Consider the following 14,738-nt stretch of genomic DNA (forward strand, 5'->3'; position numbering starts at 1 on the left):
AGCGAGGGTCGGTGCGATGGAAGCATTGCCGCTGGTGGGGCTGATCGCCGTGAGCGCCGCGGTGGCCGGGGCGGCCCGCAGGACGCCGGTGCCGGCGCCGCTGCTGCTGGTGGCGGCCGGGCTGATCGCCTCGTACGTACCGGGCGTACCCGACTACCACCTCGACCCGCACATCGTGCTGCCGCTGGTGCTGCCGCCGCTGCTGCACATGGCCGCTCTGGAGAGCTCGTACCTCGACCTGCGGGCCAACATCCGGCCCGTCGCGCTGCTGTCGGTGGGCTATGTCCTGTTCGCGACGGTCGCGGTCGGCTGTCTCGCCTACCTGCTGGTGCCCGAGCTGCCGCTGCCGACCGCCCTGGTGCTCGGCGCGGTGATCGCGCCTCCGGACGCCGTCGCCGCCACGGCCATCGCGCGCCGGCTCGGTCTGCCCGGCCGGATCACCACGATCCTCCAAGGTGAATCCTTGGTGAACGATGCCACCGCGATCACCGCCTACAAGGTGGCACTGGCCGCCGCCGTCGGTGCCGGCGCGAGCTGGGGCGGCGGACTCGAGGAGTTCGCGCTCGCCTCGCTCGGCGGTGTGGGCGTCGGCCTGGCGCTGATGCTTCCCATCCACTGGCTGCGCCGCCGTCTGAAGGAGGCGCTGCTGCAGAACACGCTGTCGTTGCTCATCCCGTTCATCGCCTACGCCGCCGCGGAGCAGGTCCACGCGTCCGGGGTGCTCGCGGTGGTCGTCGTCGCGCTGTACCTGGGCCACCACTCCTGGCAGGTGGACTTCGCGACACGGCTCCAGGAGGAAGCGGTCTGGAAGATGGTCGCGTTCGTCCTGGAGTCCGCCGTCTTCGCGCTGATCGGCCTGCAGCTGGCGTTCGTGGTGGAGGGGCTCGGCGGCTACGGCGTCGCCGAAGCGCTCCTGTACGCGGCCGGGGTGTTCGCCGCCGTGGTCGTGGTGCGGTTCGTGTGGGTGTACCCGGCGACGTTCCTGCCGCCCATGGTGTCCCGGCGGATCAGGGAACGTGAGCCCGACACCAACTGGACCGCTCCCCTGATCGTCGGCTGGGCCGGTATGCGCGGAGTCGTGTCCCTCGCCATCGCCTTCTCGATCCCGCTGACGACCGCGAGCGGCGAGGACTTCCCGGCCCGCAACCTGGTCCTGTTCCTCACCTTCACGACGGTCATCGGGACGCTGGTGGTGCAGGGACTGACACTGCCGTCGCTGATCCGCGCGCTCAGGATTCCCGGACGCGACGTCCAGGCGGAGACGCTGGCCGAGGCGCAGGCCCAGAGCAAGGCGTCCGCGGCGGCCGAACAGCGGCTGCGCGAGCTGCTCGACGACGAACGCAACACGCTGCCCGAGCCGCTGGCGGACCGGCTGCGGGCAGTGCTAGAACGCCGCAGGAACGCCGTCTGGGAGCGCCTCGGCACGGTCAACGCGGTGACGGGGGAGTCCGCGGACGACACGTACCGGCGGCTGGCCAGGGAGATGATCTCCACCGAGCGGGACGTCTTCGTCGAGCTGCGCGACCGGCGGGAGATCGACGACGAGATGATGCGTACGCTGCTGCGCCGGCTCGACCTGGAGGAGGCGGCCGCGTACCGCGAGGAGACGGCCTGAGCGGTCACGCGCGGCGGTCGAGGGCCGATCCGTCCTCCTGGCCGGTGACGACCGCCGCGACGGTCGTACCGGGCGCGAAGGCGCCCTCGGCGGCGAGTCCCACCAGCCCGTGGAGCAGCTTGGCGACGTACACCCGCTCCACGGGCACCTTGTGACGGGCCTCGAAGTCGGCCGCGAACCGCTCGAGTCCGGGGGTCGTACGGGCGTATCCGCCGAAGTGGAACCGCTCGTCCAGGGACCAGTCGCCGACGGGGCCGCCGAAGGCGGCGTGCTGGAGGGAGCGCACAGCCTCTGCCATGAAGCCGCCCCTCAGTACGGGGAAGCCCACGGCACGCTGTCCGTCGTCGAGGCCCGCGGCCAGCCCCGCGAGGGTGCCGCCCGTCCCGCAGGCGACGGCCACCACGTCGGCCAGGCCGCGCAGTTCGCGGCCGAGCTCCGCGCAGCCGGTGGCGGCGAGTGCGTTGCTGCCGCCCTCGGGGACCACGTACACGTCGTCCGCCCCCGTCTGTTCGCGTATCCGTGCCAGCACCGCGGGGTCGTCCTTGGTGCGGTAGGTCGTGCGGTCGACGAACAGCAGCCGCATGCCGTCCGCGGCGCACCGGGCCAGGGAGGGGTTGAGGGGGCGCTTGGCGAGCTCGTCGCCCCGCACGACGCCGATGGTGCGGAAGCCGAGCAGCCGGCCCGCGGCGGCCGTCGCGCGCAGATGGTTGGAGTAGGCGCCGCCGAACGTCAGCACCGGCCGGCCGGCGGCGGCCCGCAGGTTCGGGGCCAGCTTGCGCCACTTGTTGCCCGGCAGATCCGGATGGATCAGATCGTCGCGCTTGAGGAGCAGCCGCACCCCGTAGCGGGAGAAACGATTGTCCTCGACCTGCTCCAGCGGTGACGGCAGCCTCGGCCGCAGGGTGGCGGCGGGATCGGGGGTCGTCTGCGGCATGGATACATTCTGGCCGCCGGTGCGAACAGATCCGGCTACTGCCCGGTTCTGCGGTGATTCAGTCGCACTCATTTGTGTAATGGCGTACTTACAGACCGCGGTGAAACGCTCTCTTCTGCAGGCCAGCACATGATCGAGAGGGAGTCCCATGACGGTTGGTTCGGTCGGTTCCGTAGGCGAGGACGTGCGCGACCAGTCGCCCCAGCAGAGTCTCGGCACCGCCGCCGCACGGAATCTCGCAACCACCACCAAGTCCGTGCCGCAGATGCAGGAGATCACCTCTCGGTGGCTGCTGCGGATGCTGCCGTGGGTGCAGGTCCAGGGCGGCACGTACCGGGTGAACCGCCGCCTCAGCTACTCGGTGGGCGACGGGCGGGTCACATTCGTCCAGACCGGGGACCGTGTCACGGTGATCCCCGCCGAGCTCGGTGAGCTGCCCGCACTGCGCAACTTCGGCGACGAGGCGGCGCTCACGGAGCTCGCGCAGCGGTGCGAGCAGCGCGAGTTCGAAGCGGGGCAGGTGCTGGCGGCCGGCGGGGAGGCGGCCGACAGGATCTTCCTCCTCGCGCACGGCAGGGTGGAGAAGGTCGGCGAGGGCCCGTACGGGGACGAGGCGGTCGTCGAAGTCCTCGCCGACGGCTCCTACTTCGGCGACCAGTCGCTGCTGGACGGCGACGCGGTCTGGCAGTACACCGCGCGGGCGGCGACCGCCTGCACCGTGCTGGTCCTCACCAGGGCCGACGTGCTCAACCTGGCGGAGCGGGCGGAGTCGCTGCGCACCCATCTGGCGAGCCTCGTGTCGCTGCCTCGGCAGCGGACGAACAAGTACGGCGAAGCGGAAATCGACCTGTCGGCCGGCCATGTCGGCGAAGCCGTCGTGCCGCACACCTACGTGGACTACGAGGCGGCGCCGCGGGAGTACGAACTGAGCGTCGCCCAGACGGTGCTGAAAGTGCACAGCCGGGTCGCGGACCTCTACAACCAGCCGATGAACCAGACGGAACAGCAGCTGCGGCTGACCGTCGAGGCACTGCGCGAGCGACAGGAGCACGAGCTCGTCAACAACCGCGAGTTCGGTCTGCTCAACAACTGCGACTACGGGCAGCGGCTCCAGCCGCACGACGGTGTGCCCAGCCCCGACGACATGGACGAACTGCTCTCGCGGCGCCGGGGTTCGAAGCTCTTTCTCGCCCACCCGCGTGCCATCGCCGCCTTCGGACGCGAGTGCAACAGGCGCGGACTGGTGCCCGACAGCGTGGAGGTCGCCGGCCACCAGGTGCCCGCCTGGCGCGGGGTGCCGATCTTCCCGTGCAACAAGATCCCGGTGTCCGAGGCCCGGACCACCTCGATCATCTGCATGCGTACGGGCGAGGAGGAGCAGGGCGTCATCGGGCTGCAGCAGAGCGGCATCCCGGACGAGATCGAGCCGAGCCTGTCGGTGCGCTTCATGGGTATCGACGAGCAGGCGATCATCTCGTACCTGGTCACCGCCTACTACTCGGCGGCGGTGCTGGTCCCGGACGCGCTCGGCGTCCTGGAGAACGTGGAGGTGAGCCGTTGGCGGTGACATGCCCCTCCACGACGTGACCTCCGGGGACGCGGCACCGCCGCGTCCCCGCCCGTGAGGAGCGAAGCCACCATCGGGAAAGGACCGCCCAGTTGACCATGCCGGACACCGTCGAGGGCCGTGACGCCGTCGACCTCCTCGAGCGCACCCGCAGCGCCGTGGACCCCGAACTCCGTTCCGCCGTGGCGTCGCTGCCCGCCTCCATGCGCCGGGTCGCCATGTACCACTTCGGCTGGGAGCGGGCCGACGGCGCCGCGGACACCGGGTCCGTCGGCAAGGCCGTCAGGCCGGCACTGGTGCTCGCCGCCTGCCGGGCGCTCGGCGGCGATCCGCACCGGGCGGTACGGGCGGCCGCCGCCGTGGAGCTCGTGCACAACTTCACCCTGCTGCACGACGACGTGATCGACGAGGACCCCACCCGCAGGCACCGCCCCACCGCGTGGAGCGTCTTCGGTGTCCCCGACGCCATCATCGCCGGGGACGCGATGTCGGCACTCGCGCTCGGACTGCTCGCGGGCGACCCGCACCCGGCCGCCGCGGCGGCGTCGGTACGGCTGAGCGCCTGCGTCATCGAACTGTGCGCGGGACAGCAGGCCGACTGCGCCTTCGAGGAACGCCCACCGCACGAGGTCACTCTGGAGGAGTGCCTCACCATGGCGACCGCCAAGACCGGGGCGCTGCTCGGCTGTGCCTGCGCGATCGGCGCGCTGTACGCGGGCGGGGGAGCGGAGGAAGCCGCGGCGCTGGACGCCTTCGGTCGGGAGGCCGGGCTGGCCTTCCAGCTCATCGACGATCTCATCGGCATCTGGGGGGACCCGGAGCGGACGGGCAAGCCGGCCGGCGCGGATCTCGCCGCGCACAAGAAGTCCCTTCCGGTGGTCGCGGCGCTCGCCTCGGGCACCGCGGCCGGCGCCGAGCTGGCCGAGCTGTACCGCGGCGCGATGAACGCTTCGGCGGTCCGCCGTGCCGCCGACGCCGTGGAGCGGGCAGGCGGCCGGGAATGGGCCCAGCTGCAGGCGGGCGACCGGATGTCCCGGGCGGTCGGCGAACTGTCCCGGGCGGTACCCGACCTGACGGCGGCGGGTGATCTGCTGTCACTGGCCGACTTCGTCACCCGCCGCAACCGCTGAGCGAGCCGTCGGCCAAGGGACCGGTCGAGCCGCCGCCTCATCGACCGGTCCCGGTCCCCGGGAGATGTGTTGATCCCTGTGGACGCCGCAGAAAGCACTTGCGGTGATCACTGCGCCCGAAGCACTATGGCCGAAGTGGTCAGCGGCGGGGTGAACCCCGGCCGCCGGTCGCCGCCCCTTAGGTGCCGACGGACAGAGGATCAGAGTGCGAAAGCTCAGCTACTTCATGGCGGCCTCCATCGACGGCTTCATCGGGGCGCCGGACGGTGAAGCGGACTTCTTCACCAAGCTCGTGACCGGCGACTACCTGGAGTACCTCAAGAACGAGTGCCCCGACACCCTGCCGACCGCGGCCCGCCGCGCCTTCGGCGTCGACGACGTGCCGACCACCAGGTACGACACGATCGTCCAGGGCCGCGGCAGCTACGACCTCGCGCTGAAGGCCGGCATCACCAGCCCGTATGCGCACCTGCGCGAATACGTGGTGTCGGCCGGCATCACGGAGTCCCCCGACCCGAACGTGCGCCTCCTCTCCGGCGACGTGGTGGCCGCGGTCCGGGAGCTCAAGAAGGAGGAGGGTCTGGACATCTATCTCTGCGGGGGCGCCAATCTCGCGGGGCAACTCATCGATGAGGTCGACGAACTCCTCATCAAGACCTACCCGGCCGTGCTCGGGTCCGGCATGCCCATGTTCGCGGCGCCGTTCCAGGTCGCCGACTTCTCGCTGGACTCGGTGCGCGCCTTCGACAACGGCGTGGTCGTCAGGCAGTACAGCCGGAAAAGCTGACGGGCGGGGCGCGCCGCCGGAGGGGCCGAACCGGCATATTCTGGATGTATGGGCAGCAGTAAAGAACCTGAGTCGTCCCGAACCAGTCATGACCCGCGGCACGCATACAAGTGCCCCGAATGCGGACAGCCGGTGGTCGCGGTGGCGAAGCGGCACAAGACGCTGGGGGCATACGTCCCGCTGTGGGAAGCCGGCCCCTGCCGCAATCCGGACTGCCCGCTCTATGTGCCTCCGGAGCCGACCCACAATCCCTCGGAAGGGCGGGACGACCCCTCGGAAGGGCGCGGTGGTCCCTCGAAAACATCGGACGACCCGCCCGGGCGGGAGGCGGAAACGTCCTGAGAGGCGCCTGAGGGGGCACCTGGGGCGCAGCCGGCGCGGCCGTACCGCTACAGTCCGCGCATGTCATCGGAGTCTACGGAAGCCTGGGCGGGCTGGTACCGCGACCGGCAGGGCGCGGAATCGGTCACCATATCGGCGAGCGGCGGCCAACTGCGCACATGTATCAGGGGTGTTGAGTACGAAGGGGCGACCTTCGCCGCGCTCACGTCCGTGGGGGCGTCTCACGTCCTGGCCTCATGCGTCCTGGAATGGGACATGCCGCTGCCCGTCCACACGGACGGCACGGTCCAGCAGGCCACTCTCAGCTGTCTGCTGACACTGGGTGAGCCCACTCAGGGCGACCCGCCCCTCGACCGGTCGGACCTCAACCTCACACTCCACTTCGGCGGTGCGGCGTACGAGGCGGGGGTCGGGGACGGCGACTTCGACGACGCGCTCGCCCGTGTCGGCCGCCAACTGCCGCCCGGCGCCCGGCTCGGACAGCGCGAGCCGACCGGGGCCTGACCCGGCCCGGAAGGACCGGACGCGACGAGGCGCCCCGCCGTGCACTGCGGGGCGCCCCTGGCTGTGCCGGGCCCTGTCAGGAGACCTTGGCGAGGGCCGCCGCGAGCCCGTAGGCCCACAGCTGGTTCACCCGGGCCCGCTCCCGCGAGTCCGGGTAGGCGTTCTGGCAGGAGGTGCCGGGCCCGCCGCCCGACATCAGCTCGCTGCACGGACCCGAGTAGTGGTCCGGCAGACCGAGCACGTGCCCGGTCTCATGGGCCGTGACCCGGGTGGAGTTGTACTGCTGGTTCTGCCGGTAGTCCAGGAAGATGTAGCCGCGGCCGTGCCCGTCGGTGCTGGCGTACGAGCCGCGTGAGTCGTTGCCCTCGTAGTAGGCGAAGTCGGCGCCCGAACCCTCGACCAGCCGGACATTGCTGACCGAGCTGTTCCAGATCTGGGTGCTGCGCGCTATCTGGGTGCGGAAGGTGGGCGCGTTGCTCGCGTTGTAGACGACGGTCACGGCCTGCGCGCCCGGGTTGGCGGCGCGCTTCTCGGCGACCGACTTCACGACGGCGTCGAAGAAGGCCCGGGTGGCCTTCGCGTCCTCGGCGGACCCTTCGTACGCGGCGTACGAGGAATGCGACGCGTGCCAGGGCGATGACACCGCGGCCGCAGGGGAGTTGGCGGCGGTGGCGGACCCGGTGCCGAGGGCCGCGGCGAGGCCGAGGCCGAGTACGGCGGAGATCAACGTTCTCGAGTGACGCATGGGGGGCTCCTACTCGTCCGTTGAACGAACTTCGGTAGCCCAGAGTCTCGATGAGCCCGTCCCAGGGCGGATGATGCCGGCCGGCGATAGCGCAAGCGCATCCCCCACAGGGCCACAGCCTGTCCCGATCCGCCCGTCCTGCCCCGACTAGGGTGTCTGGTGTGGCAGTTGGTGCGGCTCTACGCTCGCATGCATGGAGCTCGAGGTGAGGCACCTGCGCGCGCTGTGCGCCATAGCCGACACCGGCAGCGTGCACAAAGCCGCCCGGCAGCTCGGTGTGAGCCAGCCGTCCTTGACCACCCAACTGCGCCGCATCGAGAACTTCCTGGGCGCGGCGCTCTTCTCCCGGGAGCGCACCGGCTGCCGGCCGACACCGCTCGGCCGTGCCGTACTGAGCCGCGCCCGGCCGCTCGTCGCGGAGATGAGGGCTCTCGTCGTGGAGGCGAAAGCCGCCGCGGCGGGCGACGGCGGTCACCGGCTGCGTATCGGCTCGACCGCGAGCCGGGCGCTCGCGGGCTGGCTGCGCCGGCTGCGCCAGCGGCTCCCGGGAACCGACATCTCGCTCCATGTGGACGTGTCGGCCAACGCGTTGCTGCGGATGGTCGCCGTCGGCCAGCTCGACGTCGCCTTCGTGCACGAGGTGGAGGGGTGTCCGCTGCTGGTGCCCGACGGGCTGTCGTTACGCGTACTCGTCGAGCGGGAGCCGCAGTTCGTCTCCATGGCGCGTGACCATCCGGCGGCCGCCGCGGCCGTCGTGGATCTCGCCGAACTGGCCCACGACCGCTGGATGGTCGATCCCACGGTGGACGGCGAATGGGACGCGCTGCGCCGGGTGCTGTGCGCCGCGGGCATCGATCCGCCCGTACTGCACGGGGACTACCACACCGCGGCCACCCTGATCGCCGTCGGTGAGGCGGTCGCCCCCTGCCAGCCGACGTCCCTCCCGCACGACGACATGGCCATCCGCCCGCTCAGCGGTGACCCCCTGGCCGTACGGCTGCTGCTGTTCTCCAGACCCGGGCCGTCCGCCGAGCTGCACGAGGCGGTGTACGCGGACCTGACCGACGCGTACCGCGAGGCGGCGATGCGGGCGGCCGGGTACCGGCAGTGGCTGCTGCGCCACAACAGCCCGCTCCTGGAGACGACTGCACCCGCCCCGCTGCCGGTGGCGTGACCCGGTGGTGCGACCGTGGGCGAGACGCCCCCGCTACGGCGTCGCCGGGCACTTCCCGGGGCGGGCGTAGAGCGTCACCTGAGCGCCCTTCACCTGCGCCCGCGAGCATGCGCGGAAGCGGGTACGCAGCACCTCACGTTTGACCGCCTCCTGTTCGACCGCGTCCTCCGGCCGGCCCGGAGGGTCGCTCAGCACGACGATCCGGTCCATGGCGAGCATGCGGCTGCGGATCTCCGCGGCGGGGAGTTCCTCGCCCTGGAGCGACGCCGAAGCCCTGGGACCGGTCCCCAGCGCGAGGTCCACGAGGCCGCCGTACTCGGCAGGGTGGGAGAGCCTCCACTCGCGCCGGCGTGAGGGTGTGAAGACGACCCCGTCACCCGGGGCGGAGAGGCGCTCCACCTCGTCGGCGACGGCCGTCACATCGTCCTTGCGGCTGTCCGGCGTGCGCATCTGCAGCATCACGGGGGTCAGCGCGAGCAGCACCGGGATCGCCACCGTGCCGACCGCCGCGGCACGCGGCAGCCGGCCGCGCAGCGGCGCGAGAGCGGACACCCGCGTGAACACCCGGCTCAGCGCGGTGCCGACGAGCAGCGAGAGACCGACGTCGGTGAACAGGACGTACCGGTCCACGTACATGGGCTCATGGACGGCGGCCAGCAGCAGCACGGCCGTCGGAAGGAGCGCCAGCGGCAGTGCCAGCCGGGGCACGAATCCAGCTCCGCCGCCCGGGTCTTGGCGCCCGGCGCCCGCGCCGGAGGCGAGGTACCCGGCGCACAGCACGGCGACGAAGGCCACGCCCGCGATCTCCAGCCACTCCCTGAGCCCGGGCCCGCTGATCCAGGACACCTGGCCGGACTGCCCCGCGCTGAACACGACGAGCGGGACCGTACCGGCCGCTGCCGCTCCGGCCGCCACCGCCCAGGAGCGCCTGACCTGCCGGGCGGTGCGGGCTGCCCGTACGGTGACGCCGTGCGCCATGAGGGCGAGCACGGCGAACTCGTGCAGCAGGCCGGCGGCGAGCACGGCGAGCCCGTACGCGGCATGGCCGCGCCACCCGGACGATCCGGTCAGCGCGCGGGTGAGCAGATATGTGGCGAGCGCGACGAGGGCGCAGACCAGCGCATAGGAGCGGCCCTCCTGCGCGTACATCTGCACTTCCGGGGTGAGCGCGAACACCAGCCCGCTCACCACGCCCGCCCGGCGCCCGGCGACACGGGACGCCGTCAGCCCCACGAGCCCCGCGGCCGCGGCCACGGCCAGTACGGACGGCAGGCGGAGCGTGACGAGGCCGCCCTCCCACACGGAGTAGAGGGCGTGCATGAAGAAGTAGTAGAGCCCGTGCACCGCATCGGCGTTGCCCATCAGCGCCCAGATCTCGGCCGGGCTGCGGTGGGCGACCTGGTATGTGACGGACTCGTCGCGCCACATCGTGCCCTGCCGTGTGATGCCCCACAGCCCGAGGGCCAGCGCCAGGGCGGCCGGGGCGAGGAAGGCGGTGGCCGGCCCGGTCCACGTCCCGCGAGCAGCCGTCGTCCCCGGACCGGGCGGCGCGGCCCCGGGCGACGGGCCCGCGGCCGGGGCCTGTTCCTGAAGCTCGATGGCTCCTCCTCCACCGCCCTGGAACCGGGGGGTACGTGTCCGGTTGACGCCTCATACGGCCGCACCCGGCCCGCACGGACTCCGGTGAGGAGTCCCGCTGGCCGGGTGCGGGGAAGCCGACGTGTCGTCAAGCCTTCTTGGTCTCCCAGAAGATCTTGTCGATCTGGGCGATGTAGTCGAGGGCCTTCTGGCCGGTCGCCGGGTCCGTCGAACCCTTGGCGGCCGAGAGCGCCTTCAGCGTGTCGTTGATGAGCTGGTGCAGCTCCGGGTACTTCTCGAAGTGCGGGGGCTTGAAGTAGTCGCTCCACAGCACCGAGACGTGGTGCTTGGCGAGCTCCGCGCGCTGCTCCTTGATGACCGTGGCGCGGGCGCGGAAGTGCGGGTCCTCGTTGGCCTGGTACTTCTCCTGGACGGCCTTGACCGACTCCGCCTCGATGCGGGCCTGGGCCGGGTCGTACACACCGCAGGGCAGGTCGCAGTGGGCGCTGACCTTCACCTTGGGGGCAAACAGGCGGGAGAGCATTGAGCTGTCCTTCCTCGTGATCGTCTTCTCAGGTGGGACATTACTCCGTGTGGCACCCGTTTCGGCGGGTGCCCCCTTGGGCTTAGGTCAAAAGTCCGGGGTCCGTGTCGGGCCGGTGGCCGAACATACAGTGGGGAGCCGGAGGTGGCTGATGACTGAGCAGTGGCACGAGCCGAGGGCGCGTTTCGGGTTCGCCGAAGTGACGGGGCCCTCCATGGTGCCGACGCTGGTGCACGGTGACCAGTTGCTGGTCGACTACCGCGCCCCGTTCCGTGCCGGCGACGTGGCGGTGCTCCGTCACCCGTTGCAGCAGGACCTCCTGATCGTCAAACGGCTGGCCGAGCGGCGCGGCGAGGGCTGGTGGGTGCTCGGCGACAACCCCGGCGCGGACGGCGACAGCCGGGTGTTCGGCGTGGTGCCGCCCGAGCTGCTGCTCGGGCGGGTGCGCAGCCGGTTCCGCCCGCTCGGGCAGGATCAGCGGTCCGTACTCGGTGTCCTGATCTGGCTGGTTTCGGCGGTGCGTCCCGTGCTCGCCGACCGCTCGCTCTCCAGGCGCTTGCGGGCGCGGTAGGCGGCGACGTTGGCGCGGGTGGCGCAGCGGTCGGAGCAGTAGCGGCGGGAGCGGTTGGTCGACGTGTCGAGGTAGGCGTTGCGGCAGGGGGCGGCCTCGCACAGACCGAGACGGTCGACGCCGTACTCGGTGAGGTGGAAGGCGAGCCCCATCGCGGCGATCGCGGCGTATCCCGCCGTCGCGTTGGAGGGGTGGTCGGCGAGGTGCATGTGCCACTTGGGGCGGCCGTCCTCGTCGCGGTAGTCGTGCCCGGAGATCTGCGGGCTGACGGGGAACTCCAGCAGGAGCGAGTTCAGCAGGTCGACGGCCTGGGTCTCCTCGCCCGCGTCCGCCGCGGCGAAGACCGCGCGCAGCCGGCCGCGTACGGAGCGGAAGCGGGTGACGTCCGAGTCGCCGACGCGGCGTGCGGCCTGGGTCGACTCGCCGAAGAGCTCGCGGACCGACTCGACCGAGGTGAGGGAGTCCTTGTTGCGAGCCGGCTCCTCGGTGTTGACCAGGCGCACGGCGTAGTCCGAGTAATAGGCCAGTTCCACTTGTAGTCCTTACCGCAGACATTCTAAGGTGAGGTAACGGCTGCTTTTGCTTCGAGGGTATTACGGACGGGAGGATTCCGGTGAGCGGGACCGAGACGGGGACGGACATCGTGGCGGACGCTGGGACGGGTGCTGAGGCGGGTGCCGGGACGGGTGCCGACTGGACGGCCTGGCAGCAGAGCTGGGACCGGCAGCAGGAGTGGTACATGCCCGACCGCGAGGAGCGGTTCAGGGTGATGCTGGACATGCTCGAGGCGACGGTCGGCCCCGAGCCGAGGGTGCTGGACCTCGCGTGCGGTACGGGAAGTATCACGGACCGGCTCCTGAGGCGGTTCCCGAAGGCGACCAGCACCGGGGTGGACCTCGATCCCGCGCTGTTGACCATTGCCCGGGGCTACTTCGCCGGGGACGAGCGCGCCACCTTCGTCACCGCCGACCTCAAGGACCCGGACTGGACGGCGGCCCTGCCGCACACCACGTACGACGCGGTGCTCACCGCCACCGCCCTGCACTGGTTGCACAGCGGACCGCTGGCCACCCTCTACGGGCAGGTCGCCGCGCTCGTGCGCGACGGCGGCGTCTTCATGAACGCCGACCACATGAAGGACGGATCCACGCCCCGCATCAATGCCGCCGAGCGCGCGCACCGGCACGAGGGCATGGAGCGGGCCAGGACGGCCGGCGCCCTCGACTGGGCGGACTGGTGGGCGCTCGCCGCCAAGGACCCGATGCTCGCGGAGCCCACCGCGGAACGGTTCCGCATCTACGGCGAGCACGCCGACGGCGACACCCCTTCCGCACGGTGGCACGCCGAGACGCTGTGCGCGGCCGGCTTCGACGAGGCCCGCGCGGTGTGGGCGTCGCCGAGCGACGCGCTGGTACTGGCGCTGAAGTAGCGCATGCGCGAGGGGGCGGCAGGGACCCGAGGTCCTTGCCGCCCCCTCGCACTGCCGCGCTACAGCACCTTCGACAGGAACGACTTCGTCCGCTCGTGCTGCGGGTTCCCGAGCACGTCACGCGGGTGGCCGGCCTCGACGACGACGCCGTCGTCCATGAAGACCAGCGCGTCGCCGACCTCACGGGCGAAGCCCATCTCGTGCGTCACGACGATCATCGTCATGCCGTCCTCCGCGAGACCGCGCATCACGTCCAGGACCTCGCCCACCAGCTCGGGGTCGAGGGCCGACGTCGGCTCGTCGAAGAGCATCAGCTTCGGCTCCATCGCCAGCGCACGGGCGATGGCGACACGCTGCTGCTGGCCACCGGAGAGCTGGGTCGGGTAGTTCCCGGCCTTGTCGGCCAGGCCCACCCGGTCCAGCAGCCGCAGCGCACGCTCACGTGCGACGGCCTTCGACTCGCCCTTGACCTGGACCGGAGCCTCCATGACGTTCGCGAGAGCCGTCATGTGCGGGAAGAGGTTGAAGCGCTGGAAGACCATGCCGATGTCTCTGCGCTGCGCCGCGACCTCCTTCTCCTTCAGCTCGTAGAGCTTGTCGCCCTTCTCGCGGTAGCCCACCAGCTGCCCGTCGACCGAGAGGCGGCCGCCGTTGATCTGCTCCAGGTGGTTGATGCACCGCAGGAAGGTCGACTTGCCGGAACCCGACGGGCCGACCAGGCAGAACACCTCGCGGTGCGCGACCTCGAGGTCGATGCCCTTGAGCACCTTCACATGGCCGAACGACTTGTGGACGTTCTCGGCCTTCACCATCGGCTGCGCCGTCTGGGACTTCATACCTTCACGCCTCCGACGTTGCTCTGCACACGGAACGAGGACAGCTGCTTGCGCAGACGCTGCAGCGGCGTCGGGGGAAGCGAGCGGCTCGAACCGCGGGCGTAATACCGCTCAAGGTAGTACTGGCCGATGCTGAACACGGTCGTCAGCGCCAGGTACCAGAGCGAGATCACGATGTAGCCCTCCATGATGGCGAGCGTCCGCGAGCCGAATTCACGGCCGCGCAGGAACAGCTCGCCGTAACCGATGGCGAACGCCAGCGAGGAGGTCTTGAGCATGTTGATGAACTCGTTGCCGGTGGGCGGAATGATCACCCGCATGGCCTGCGGCAGCACGATGCGGCGCATCGTCTTGCCGCCCTTCATGCCGAGCGCGTGCGCCGCCTCCGTCTGACCGGAGTCGACCGACTGGATGCCGGCCCGGCAGATCTCGGCCATGTACGCGGCCTCGTTCAGACCGAGGGCCAGCAGCGCCGCCACGAACGGCGTCATGACCTGGTTCATCTCGTCCTTGTAGATGAAACCGAGGTCGAGATACGCGAAGACCAGGGAGAGGTTGAACCACAGCAGGATCTGCACCAGCACCGGAGTGCCGCGGAAGAACCAGATGTAGCCCCAGGCCACGGAGGAGAGCACCGGGTTCGGCGAGAGCCTCATCACCGCGAGGATCGCGCCGAGGACCACACCGATCACCATCGAGTACACGGTGATCTTCAGGGTCTCCCAGGCGCCCCAGGCGAACGTGCCGTTGGTGATCTGCTCACCGACCACGCTCCACTGGATCTGGGCGTCCGCGAACGCCCGCACCAGCAGCGCCAGGAGTCCGAGCACCACGACGGCGCCGATCCAGCGTCCGTAGTGGCGCACGGGAACCGCCTTGATCGGTCCCGGATGGGCGGCGGTGTCCTTCCGGGGGGAGTCGCCCTGGCCGCCGTCCGGTGGGACGTCGGCCGGTGCCTTGTCGAGGGGGTCAGTCACAGGGT

The 14,738-nt window shown here is 70.9% G+C and carries 15 protein-coding genes; 8 read left to right on the forward strand and 7 right to left on the reverse strand.

The features are described from left to right. Positions 1 to 16 precede the first annotated feature (16 nt). Positions 17 to 1,615 (forward strand): Na+/H+ antiporter, encoded by a 1,599-nt coding sequence (locus OGH68_RS24540; protein WP_264247123.1) that lies wholly within the window; start codon positions 17 to 19, stop codon positions 1,613 to 1,615. A 4-nt stretch (positions 1,616 to 1,619) separates the two neighbouring features. Here the strand turns inward: OGH68_RS24540 and OGH68_RS24545 are convergent, their stop codons facing one another. Then, positions 1,620 to 2,549, reverse strand: coding sequence for a 1-aminocyclopropane-1-carboxylate deaminase/D-cysteine desulfhydrase (locus tag OGH68_RS24545; protein WP_264247124.1), 930 nt, complete (start codon positions 2,547 to 2,549; stop codon positions 1,620 to 1,622). Positions 2,550 to 2,697: 148 nt separating this feature from the next. On the opposite strand from OGH68_RS24545, the gene OGH68_RS24550 reads away from it, so the two are divergent. From OGH68_RS24550 to OGH68_RS24570, 4 genes are all read left to right on the forward strand, one after another. Beyond that, positions 2,698 to 4,116, forward strand: coding sequence for a family 2B encapsulin nanocompartment shell protein (locus OGH68_RS24550; protein ID WP_264247125.1), 1,419 nt, complete (start codon positions 2,698 to 2,700; stop codon positions 4,114 to 4,116). A 98-nt stretch (positions 4,117 to 4,214) separates the two neighbouring features. Continuing rightward, positions 4,215 to 5,246: a family 2 encapsulin nanocompartment cargo protein polyprenyl transferase gene (locus OGH68_RS24555; protein ID WP_264250262.1), complete on the forward strand. Its 1,032-nt coding sequence runs from the start codon at positions 4,215 to 4,217 to the stop codon at positions 5,244 to 5,246. Between the two features lie 205 nt (positions 5,247 to 5,451). Next, positions 5,452 to 6,033 (forward strand): dihydrofolate reductase family protein, encoded by a 582-nt coding sequence (locus tag OGH68_RS24560; protein ID WP_264247126.1) that lies wholly within the window; start codon positions 5,452 to 5,454, stop codon positions 6,031 to 6,033. Between the two features lie 402 nt (positions 6,034 to 6,435). Then, positions 6,436 to 6,879, forward strand: coding sequence for a DUF6304 family protein (locus tag OGH68_RS24570; protein WP_264247128.1), 444 nt, complete (start codon positions 6,436 to 6,438; stop codon positions 6,877 to 6,879). A gap of 76 nt (positions 6,880 to 6,955) precedes the next feature. On the opposite strand, the gene snpA is transcribed toward OGH68_RS24570, so the two are convergent. Further along, entirely contained in the window at positions 6,956 to 7,624 is a 669-nt protein-coding gene (gene snpA / locus OGH68_RS24575) for a snapalysin (RefSeq protein WP_264247129.1), read from the reverse strand. Positions 7,625 to 7,817: 193 nt separating this feature from the next. On the opposite strand from snpA, the gene OGH68_RS24580 reads away from it, so the two are divergent. Beyond that, complete coding sequence (locus OGH68_RS24580) at positions 7,818 to 8,798, forward strand: LysR family transcriptional regulator (RefSeq protein ID WP_264247130.1); 981 nt, start codon at positions 7,818 to 7,820, stop codon at positions 8,796 to 8,798. 33 nt (positions 8,799 to 8,831) lie between these two features. On the opposite strand, the gene OGH68_RS24585 is transcribed toward OGH68_RS24580, so the two are convergent. Both OGH68_RS24585 and sodN read right to left on the reverse strand, forming a co-directional pair. Next, entirely contained in the window at positions 8,832 to 10,226 is a 1,395-nt protein-coding gene (locus OGH68_RS24585; protein ID WP_264247131.1) for a glycosyltransferase family 39 protein, read from the reverse strand. A gap of 298 nt (positions 10,227 to 10,524) precedes the next feature. Then, on the reverse strand, positions 10,525 to 10,920 hold the full coding sequence (gene sodN / locus OGH68_RS24590) for a superoxide dismutase, Ni (RefSeq protein ID WP_100109020.1): 396 nt from the start codon (positions 10,918 to 10,920) through the stop codon (positions 10,525 to 10,527). Positions 10,921 to 11,071: 151 nt separating this feature from the next. Here sodN and sodX point away from each other — a divergent pair, with 151 nt between their 5' ends. Beyond that, positions 11,072 to 11,491 carry a nickel-type superoxide dismutase maturation protease gene (gene sodX / locus OGH68_RS24595; protein WP_264247132.1) on the forward strand — a complete coding sequence of 140 codons (420 nt, stop codon included), beginning with the start codon at positions 11,072 to 11,074 and terminating at the stop codon, positions 11,489 to 11,491. On the opposite strand, the gene OGH68_RS24600 is transcribed toward sodX, so the two are convergent. Then, positions 11,395 to 12,024 (reverse strand): CGNR zinc finger domain-containing protein, encoded by a 630-nt coding sequence (locus OGH68_RS24600; protein WP_264247133.1) that lies wholly within the window; start codon positions 12,022 to 12,024, stop codon positions 11,395 to 11,397. The genes sodX and OGH68_RS24600 overlap by 97 nt on opposite strands. 206 nt (positions 12,025 to 12,230) lie before the next feature. On the opposite strand from OGH68_RS24600, the gene OGH68_RS24605 reads away from it, so the two are divergent. Continuing rightward, positions 12,231 to 12,920, forward strand: a complete 690-nt coding sequence (locus OGH68_RS24605) for a class I SAM-dependent methyltransferase (RefSeq protein ID WP_264250263.1) — start codon at positions 12,231 to 12,233, stop codon at positions 12,918 to 12,920. 59 nt (positions 12,921 to 12,979) lie between these two features. On the opposite strand, the gene OGH68_RS24610 is transcribed toward OGH68_RS24605, so the two are convergent. After that, positions 12,980 to 13,756 carry an amino acid ABC transporter ATP-binding protein gene (locus OGH68_RS24610; protein ID WP_319020239.1) on the reverse strand — a complete coding sequence of 259 codons (777 nt, stop codon included), beginning with the start codon at positions 13,754 to 13,756 and terminating at the stop codon, positions 12,980 to 12,982. Next, positions 13,753 to 14,733 carry an amino acid ABC transporter permease gene (locus OGH68_RS24615; RefSeq protein ID WP_264247134.1) on the reverse strand — a complete coding sequence of 327 codons (981 nt, stop codon included), beginning with the start codon at positions 14,731 to 14,733 and terminating at the stop codon, positions 13,753 to 13,755. The genes OGH68_RS24610 and OGH68_RS24615 overlap by 4 nt, the downstream gene beginning before the upstream one ends. Between the last annotated feature and the right edge of the window lie 5 nt (positions 14,734 to 14,738).

Source organism: Streptomyces peucetius, assembly GCF_025854275.1.
GTDB classification, from domain to species: Bacteria; Actinomycetota; Actinomycetes; order Streptomycetales; family Streptomycetaceae; genus Streptomyces; species Streptomyces peucetius_A.

Coding starts and splice junctions, on each gene's coding strand:
- OGH68_RS24585 (WP_264247131.1), bottom strand. CDS start 10,226: ATGTGGCGCGACGAGTCCGTCACATACCAGGTCGCCCACCGCAGCCCG.
- OGH68_RS24570 (WP_264247128.1), top strand. CDS start 6,436: ATGTCATCGGAGTCTACGGAAGCCTGGGCGGGCTGGTACCGCGACCGG.
- sodN (WP_100109020.1), bottom strand. CDS start 10,920: ATGCTCTCCCGCCTGTTTGCCCCCAAGGTGAAGGTCAGCGCCCACTGC.
- OGH68_RS24550 (WP_264247125.1), top strand. CDS start 2,698: ATGACGGTTGGTTCGGTCGGTTCCGTAGGCGAGGACGTGCGCGACCAG.
- OGH68_RS24605 (WP_264250263.1), top strand. CDS start 12,231: ATGCCCGACCGCGAGGAGCGGTTCAGGGTGATGCTGGACATGCTCGAG.
- snpA (WP_264247129.1), bottom strand. CDS start 7,624: ATGCGTCACTCGAGAACGTTGATCTCCGCCGTACTCGGCCTCGGCCTC.
- OGH68_RS24540 (WP_264247123.1), top strand. CDS start 17: ATGGAAGCATTGCCGCTGGTGGGGCTGATCGCCGTGAGCGCCGCGGTG.
- sodX (WP_264247132.1), top strand. CDS start 11,072: ATGACTGAGCAGTGGCACGAGCCGAGGGCGCGTTTCGGGTTCGCCGAA.
- OGH68_RS24545 (WP_264247124.1), bottom strand. CDS start 2,549: ATGCCGCAGACGACCCCCGATCCCGCCGCCACCCTGCGGCCGAGGCTG.
- OGH68_RS24555 (WP_264250262.1), top strand. CDS start 4,215: ATGCCGGACACCGTCGAGGGCCGTGACGCCGTCGACCTCCTCGAGCGC.
- OGH68_RS24610 (WP_319020239.1), bottom strand. CDS start 13,756: ATGAAGTCCCAGACGGCGCAGCCGATGGTGAAGGCCGAGAACGTCCAC.
- OGH68_RS24580 (WP_264247130.1), top strand. CDS start 7,818: ATGGAGCTCGAGGTGAGGCACCTGCGCGCGCTGTGCGCCATAGCCGAC.